General features: G+C 36.8%; 6 protein-coding genes. 4 read left to right on the plus strand and 2 right to left on the minus strand.

Features of this window, described 5'->3' with window-relative positions; all coding sequences use genetic code 11:
- Positions 1 to 31: 31 nt before the first annotated feature.
- Both WKS98_RS06630 and WKS98_RS06635 read right to left on the minus strand, forming a co-directional pair.
- On the minus strand, positions 32 to 2,020 hold the full coding sequence (locus WKS98_RS06630) for a cell wall-binding repeat-containing protein (protein WP_498917970.1): 1,989 nt from the start codon (positions 2,018 to 2,020) through the stop codon (positions 32 to 34).
- 90 nt (positions 2,021 to 2,110) lie between these two features.
- Entirely contained in the window at positions 2,111 to 3,346 is a 1,236-nt protein-coding gene (locus tag WKS98_RS06635; RefSeq protein WP_498917972.1) for an aminopeptidase, read from the minus strand.
- 134 nt (positions 3,347 to 3,480) lie between these two features.
- Between WKS98_RS06635 and pepF the strand changes: the two genes are divergently transcribed.
- The 4 genes from pepF to WKS98_RS06655 are packed head-to-tail and all read left to right on the plus strand — an operon-like array spanning position 3,481 to position 7,101.
- Positions 3,481 to 5,259: an oligoendopeptidase F gene (gene pepF / locus WKS98_RS06640; protein WP_498917973.1), complete on the plus strand. Its 1,779-nt coding sequence runs from the start codon at positions 3,481 to 3,483 to the stop codon at positions 5,257 to 5,259.
- On the plus strand, positions 5,259 to 6,059 hold the full coding sequence (proC, locus tag WKS98_RS06645) for a pyrroline-5-carboxylate reductase (RefSeq protein ID WP_498917975.1): 801 nt from the start codon (positions 5,259 to 5,261) through the stop codon (positions 6,057 to 6,059). Before pepF ends, proC begins: the two co-directional genes overlap by 1 nt.
- Before the next feature lie 30 nt (positions 6,060 to 6,089).
- The gene (locus WKS98_RS06650; RefSeq protein WP_498917976.1) at positions 6,090 to 6,608 is read left to right on the plus strand and encodes a cysteine hydrolase family protein; all 519 of its coding nucleotides are present in this window, start codon (positions 6,090 to 6,092) and stop codon (positions 6,606 to 6,608) included.
- A 22-nt stretch (positions 6,609 to 6,630) separates the two neighbouring features.
- On the plus strand, positions 6,631 to 7,101 hold the full coding sequence (locus WKS98_RS06655; protein ID WP_498917978.1) for a GNAT family N-acetyltransferase: 471 nt from the start codon (positions 6,631 to 6,633) through the stop codon (positions 7,099 to 7,101).
- Positions 7,102 to 7,120 lie beyond the last annotated feature (19 nt).

Here is a 7,120-nt window from a genome sequence, read left to right on the forward strand (position 1 = left end):
TGCCCTGCAGGCAGGAGTAGTTTTTACTTTTTTACTTAAGCACTAAAAAGTCTTTAAGTGTACTAGAACTTTCTAAAAATGTTATTCTACCTTTGTTCTCAAGTCTTGTGCTTGAAACTGCGTTTATAAATGGGGAAACTCTTTTTCCATTTACATAGTGGTAGCCATAGGAGTGAACCATCATTGGTATACCTTGTTCGTTTACTCCCAGGTACATTACTGTGTGTCCTGGCATGTATAGTGCACTGCCCGGGTTTTGTTTTTTCAATAGTTTTTCTTTTGCGCTATTTCCGCCGGAGATTTTAAAGTTTACTTTTTTACCAACCACGTCAGTTTCTTGAGCCGATGCATTTCTTGCCATCTTTATCCCAAAGGATCTATACACATCTCTTATAAAGCCGGAGCAGTCTCTAGTGTTATTTGAGTGACCCCATCCATATTTTTCTCCTTGAAACTTCAGTGACTGTGCTATTACATTTGCTTGTGTAAATGGCATGTAGCCCTTAACTGCGTCTGTATTTTTTATTGTAACTTCTGTTGTTTTAAAAGTATTTCCCGCCACTGGCATTAGTACTTTAAAGAAGTTACCTTCTTCACTTACTAGGGGAAGGTAGGTTCCCATGTCGAGATAGCGACCATCTTTTAATTTAATCTGTCTACTGGTGATGGTTACAAATGACTTTGATTTAATATTTTTAATATTGTCCTTTGACACAATCATTATATCTTTTTTTGGAATCCAACCTTCGTAGTCAGCACAAACTACATTTGCCCAGCTTTGGTCTTTACTATATCCCTTAATTGCAACTTCGTCCCATGGAAATAGTCCTGTTTCTGCGTTGTAGTCGTCATATGTGGCAGGGTCTCTAAATGACTTGCCGAGAGGTTTTTTCTTTAATACGGTCCTCTTTGCAATATACCCATACTCTTTGGCTTTTATTTCGAATGGTTCAAACATATATGGAGATAGTGAGATATTCTTTTTGTTTATTGCATCTATTTCGCCTTCTGTATAAATAACATCCCTTGAGTAGTTGTTAAAGTAGTCAAAGTATTCAAAGGAAGTTTTATTTTTTGGAACTTCTTTTTTAGCCGCTGGATTTACAACGCCATCGTCAACTGAATTCTTGCCACCAACAACATAGATTGATTCACTTTTATTTAAAAATTCTCTGCTATTTGAATCTAAATTCTTTCCGTCCGTTAAAATAATTGCCGCCTCCTTTTTAAAACTTAATGTGCCTGCAGCAAGACCGTCGATAAAGCTATATCCATTTACAAGGGCGGTGTTTTTATAACCTGATGCCTTGGAAATGTTAAGTGATGTTTCAAAACGGTTTATGCCGGAAATTCTCTTAGTTGCATCAATGTATTTAAATGTATTTTCTGAAACGGAAGACTTGCCTCCAAGGACTGTTTTAGGAGCTTCCTTTTCTTTTAAATAAGTGGAAGGACTGTTGTTGTTAACAAGGATTAGTGGCTTATCTCCCTTTGCAAGTGAAGAAGACGCAACTGCATCTGCTACTTCAGAAGCTACAAGATAACCATTTACATCAGTGTGTTTAGAAATTTCTTCACTGATTAGTTCTGATGTTTCGTATCTGTTTTTTCCACCAAGTCTAATAACATTATCTACATACTGCTTAAGTTTTTCTTCTGTATCTTCAGAGATGGATGAATTTCCACCTAAAATGTAGATTACATTTGGATTAATTCGATTTATCTCATCCATGGTTTCCTTTGGAATTTCTCCTTGATTTGTTAAAAGTAATGTTCCAGAGGCGGAGTTTGCCAACACCCCTCCTGGAAGGGCGTCTATAAATGAATAACCGTTTGCCAGTACAACTGTTTTATTTTCCCTTTCAAGTTCATTTGAATCTAAAACTCTTTTTGAAATTTCCACTGCAGTTTGAAATCTATTTGAACCGCTTATTCTAGTAAACTGTCTATCTTTTGCATAGCCCGTTGAAGCTAAGGCAATTGTTAGACCAAGAGCTAAAATTATTTTTTTCTTTTTCATAATTCACCGTCCATTTCTATTTTCATTAAGCATACCACAATCTAAAAAGCATGTGAAATAAAAAAGCCTTGGGTCTCCCCAAGGTCAAAATTAAAATGCCCAGTTACCATCTTTAAAGATGTATTCAACTTCTCCATTTGGAAGTTCGCCGGTTATTTCAAGGTCCTTTGAACCAACCATAAAGTCTTCGTGGATAAGTGAGTCGTTTACACCGGCTTCAAGTAACTCTTCGTCGGATAGGTCAACACCACCCTTGATACAAGTTGGATATGCCTTACCAAATGCAAAGTGACATGAAGCATTTTCGTCAAACAATGTGTTGTAGAAAAGTAATCCAGAGTTTGAAATTGGACTGTCATATGGAACAAGTGCAACTTCCCCAAGGTATTTTGCATTTTCGTCTACGTCGAATAGGTCTGTTAGATGTTGTTTTCCAACCTTTGCGTCGTAGTCAACAACCTTTCCGTTTTCAAATGTGAATACCATTTCGTCAACAAGGTTGCCCGACATATTAAGTGGCTTTGTAGAATATAGTTTTCCATTAACGCCAGTTCTCTTAGGAAGTGTAAATACTTCTTCTGTAGGCATGTTTGCAATAAACACATCGCCCTTTGCATTTTCAGAGCCACCGGAAATCCAAATATGATTTTCAGGAAGTTCTACTTCTAAATCGGTTCCCAGTGAGTTTTTATAATGAAGCATTTTGTATTGCTTTTCATTTAATACGGCTGCGTGTCTGTCCATAACGCCAATATGTTCATCCCATGCAGCAACGGGGTCATCTTGGTCTGTTCTTGTGGTGTAGAAGATTGCGTTCCAAAGTTTTTCCATTGCCTCATCTTCAGAAACATCTGGGAAGACTCTCTTTGCCCAGCCTACAGTAGGAACTGACACAACGCACCATGAGTTTAGGTCGTTCATTGTGTATTTCATATTTTCTTTGTTGGCAGCAGAAAAGGCCTTGCTCCATGTTGCAATCTTTTTAGGATCAACATCTTTTAAAAGTTCAGGATCTGTTGCTGCAACAGATATTACACATGCACCCTTTTCCATGTAGTACTTTGTTCTTTGAACCATCCAGTCTGGAACTTCTTCAAAGTGTTCCACAGGTGCGTTTTCAAATTTCATTAATGTAAGAGGGTCATCGGACCATTGCATTACAACTTCAACGGCACCTCTTTCATATGCTTTCTTTGCAACAAGTCTTGCGAAGTCTGCTCTTTCAACTGGACAACGTAGTATCACAGGTTGTCCCTTTTGAACATTAACACCCTTTTTAACTACTAAGTCAGCTAATTTTTCCATATTTTTTTCGATATTTGTCATTTAATCACCTCATATTCAATATTGCCTACTTAATTGTATACCCAAAATGAAAAGGTAGTAATATAATTATAGATGAAAATGTTTTAATATGTTTACATGGGTATATAAAAACTAGTATTAATTAGGAGGGAAACATGGATATACTTAAAATGGTTGATAGAAAAGATGTTGACGAAAGATACACTTGGGATTTAAGTCTCATCTTTAAAAATAAAGAAGAAATGTTAAAACAGGTTGATGAGATAAAGGTTTTAGTTGAAAAATTTATAAATGAATTTGACAAAATGTATGAAGATAAAAAAATAGTCAAAGAAGCACTTGATTTATACTGTGAAATTTTAGAAAAGGCATACCTTGCATGGGACTATGTGTCACTAAATGTTGAAACTGATTACAACAATGGAGAAAACTTCAAACTGCTATCAGAAGTGGATAATATTTTAAGTGACCAAATGGCAAAGATTTCTTTCTTTAAGATTAGACTATTAAACACCGACGAAAAAGTTTTAAATGAATTAAAGGAAGATGAAAAATACGGTTCATTTATAGAAAGAACATTAGAAGATAAGCCATATGTGCTATCGGAAGAAACTGAAAAGGCAATTGCAAAGATGACTCCACTTAATTCATTTTATTCAATTTACAATGCAATTAAGTTACAAGACATGGCCTTTCCAGACTTTGAAGCAAATGGAGAGAAGAAACCTCTTTCATATAACCTCTACGAAGGAACTTATGAAGGTTCCAACGACACAGAAATAAGAAGAAATTCATATAAAGAGTTTTACAAAGTCTTAGAAGCTCACAAAAACTCAACCGCCGCCGCATACCTTGGAGAGTGCCAAAAGATGAAGGTGCTTTCTGAACTAAGGGGTTACGACAGTGTGTTTGACTTCTTATTACACGACCAAAGGGTGGACAGAGAGCTTTACAATAGACAACTAGATGTTATCATGGAAGAACTTTCTCCAATTATGAGAAAGTATGCAAAGATATTAAAGAGAAATCACAACCTGGACAAGATGACCTACATGGACTTAAAGGTGGATCCAATTACGGGATTTGAAAGGGAAATATCTGTTGAAGAGTCAAAGGAATTAATTAAAGAAGGCCTTGCAGTGCTTGGAGAAGAGTACGGCGAAATGCTTGAAGAAGCCTTTAACGATAGATGGATTGACTTTGTAAACAACCACGGCAAGTCAACAGGAGCCTTTTGTTCATCACCTTATGGTGCAAATTCTTTCGTGCTTATTAACTGGACTGGCACAATGACAGAGGCAATGACCCTTGCCCACGAACTTGGCCATGCAGGACAGGGCAAGTACACCAACGAAAACTGCAATATCTTAGACACCGACCTTTCACTATACTTAGTAGAAGCTCCTTCAACAGCAAACGAACTCATTATGGGAAGGGAGCTTTTGAAAAAGGCAAAGAGCGAAGATGAAGCAAAGTATTTAAAGGGACAAATCATAGCAAGAACCTACTACCACAACTTTGTAACCCACTTTATAGAAGGATATTACCAAAGGGAAGTTCTAAAATTAATTGACGAAGGAAAGTCTTTTACTGCCGAAGACCTTTCAGAAATATTCCTAGACACATTAAAGAAGTTCTGGGGAGATGAAGTTGAACTTACAAAGGGAGCTGAACTAACATGGATGAGACAACCACATTACTACATGGGACTTTATCCATACACCTACTCAGCTGGACTAACAATAGGAACACAAGTTGCAAAGCTAATTGAAAAAGACCCATCAAACGCAAAGAACTGGATTGAAGTTTTAAAAACCGGTGGAAAACTAAAACCACTTGACTATGCAAAGGCCGCTGGAGTTGACATTTCCACTGACGAACCACTTATAGACACAATAAAATATATTGGCTCTCTAGTGGAGGCGCTGGAATAATGTATACCCTTGGCTTTATTGGATTTGGTAACATGGGCAAGGCAATGGCCCTTGGTGCGATAAATAACGGTTATAATAAAGAAGAGATTGTGTTTTCGAAATTGTCGGACATAAAAGCTGTGGAAGAAGAGACGGGCATAAAGGGATTTGAAAACAACATTGATGTTGCAAAAAATTCTAAAATAATTATCCTTGCCATAAAGCCCTATCAATATGAAAAGGTGATTAGTGAAATAAAAGACCACGTTGATATAAATAGCATTGTGGTTCCCATAACACCTAGCTTTACAATGGAAGAGATTAGAGAACTTTTCGAAAGAGATGTTAAAGTTGCACGCATTATGCCAAACACTCCTGCCATGGTAAATTGTGGAATAACGGGAGTTTGCTTTACAGATAATATGACCGGCGTCGAAAAAGAAACAGTATTAAAGTTTTTAAGATCCTTTGGAGAAATTATCGAAGTAGAAGAGCATTTAATAGCGGCGGTATCTTCAGTAAGTGGTTCAGGCCCTGCATATATCTACATGCTAATAGAAGCCATGGCGGACATGGCGGTGTCAGCGGGAATAAAGAGAAAAGACGCCTATAAACTTTCAGCAAAGACAGTTGAAGGTGCGGCTAAGATGGTGCTTGAAACCAAAAAACATCCGGGAGAACTTAAAGACGACGTTTGCTCTCCACTGGGAAGTACCATACAAGGCGTAATGGAACTTGAAGAAAATGGATTTAGAGGAAGTATAATAAAGGGACTTAAAAAGACTCTAGATAGATTTAACGAGATGAACGAAGATAAATAGAGGAGACCTTTTTTATCAAAGGGGGAAGACATGAAGGACTTATTAATAATTGTAGATATGCAAAATGATTTTGTTTCAGGAAGCCTTGGAACAGAAGAAGCAAAAAAAATAGTTTCAAATGTGGTGGACGTGGCGAAGAACTTTGATGGAGATATTTATTTTACAAGGGACACTCACGAAGAAGACTACCTTGAAACACAAGAAGGAAAAAATCTTCCAGTTAAACATTGTATTAAAGGAACCGAAGGCTGGGAAATAATTGACGAACTAAAGGGCTTTGTAAAGGACAATGTAATAGACAAAGTGACCTTTGGATCAAAGGAGCTTGTTGAAAAGCTGGACAAAATAAACAAGGCCGAAGGAATAAAATCAGTGACACTAGTTGGCCTTTGTACCGACATCTGCGTTATATCAAATGCACTAATGCTAAAGGGCTTTATGCCAGAAGTTCCGATTAAAGTTATTGCAAATGCATGTGCCGGAGTAACACCGGAAAGCCACGAAAGGGCATTAGAGTCAATGAAGACCTGCCAAGTTAGTGTGGAGTAGAATTAATTGATAGAATATTAAAATGAAATTAGAAATTAAAGAAGTAGTAGATGAAAATTCTAAAATAGAAATAAGCGAAAAAATTTTATACAATTTACCTAAATGGTTTGGAAGAGAGGAAAGCATAAGAGAGTATGTTAAAGAGTCAACTAAATTGCCTTTGATTGCTTGCACCTATAAAGATGAACCAGTGGGATTTATTGTGATGAAAGAGACTGGAAAGGACACTTGTGAAATTTTTGTGATGGGAGTACTCGAAGAGTACCACAGAAATGGTATTGGAAGCATCTTAAACAATTCCTATGAGGAACTTGCAAAGAAAAAAGGATACACCTATTCACAAGTAAAGACAGTGCAAAAAGGTAAATATCAAGAGTATGATATAACGAATAGTTTCTACAAATCTATGGGTTATTCAGAATTTGAATGCTTCCCAACACTATGGGATAAAGATAATCCATGCCAGATATATGTAAAATATCTTAACAAATAAAGCGGAGAGTTCTCCGTTT

Source organism: Lagierella sp. ICN-221743, assembly GCF_037890055.1.
Classification (GTDB): Bacteria; Bacillota; Clostridia; order Tissierellales; family Peptoniphilaceae; genus Mediannikoviicoccus.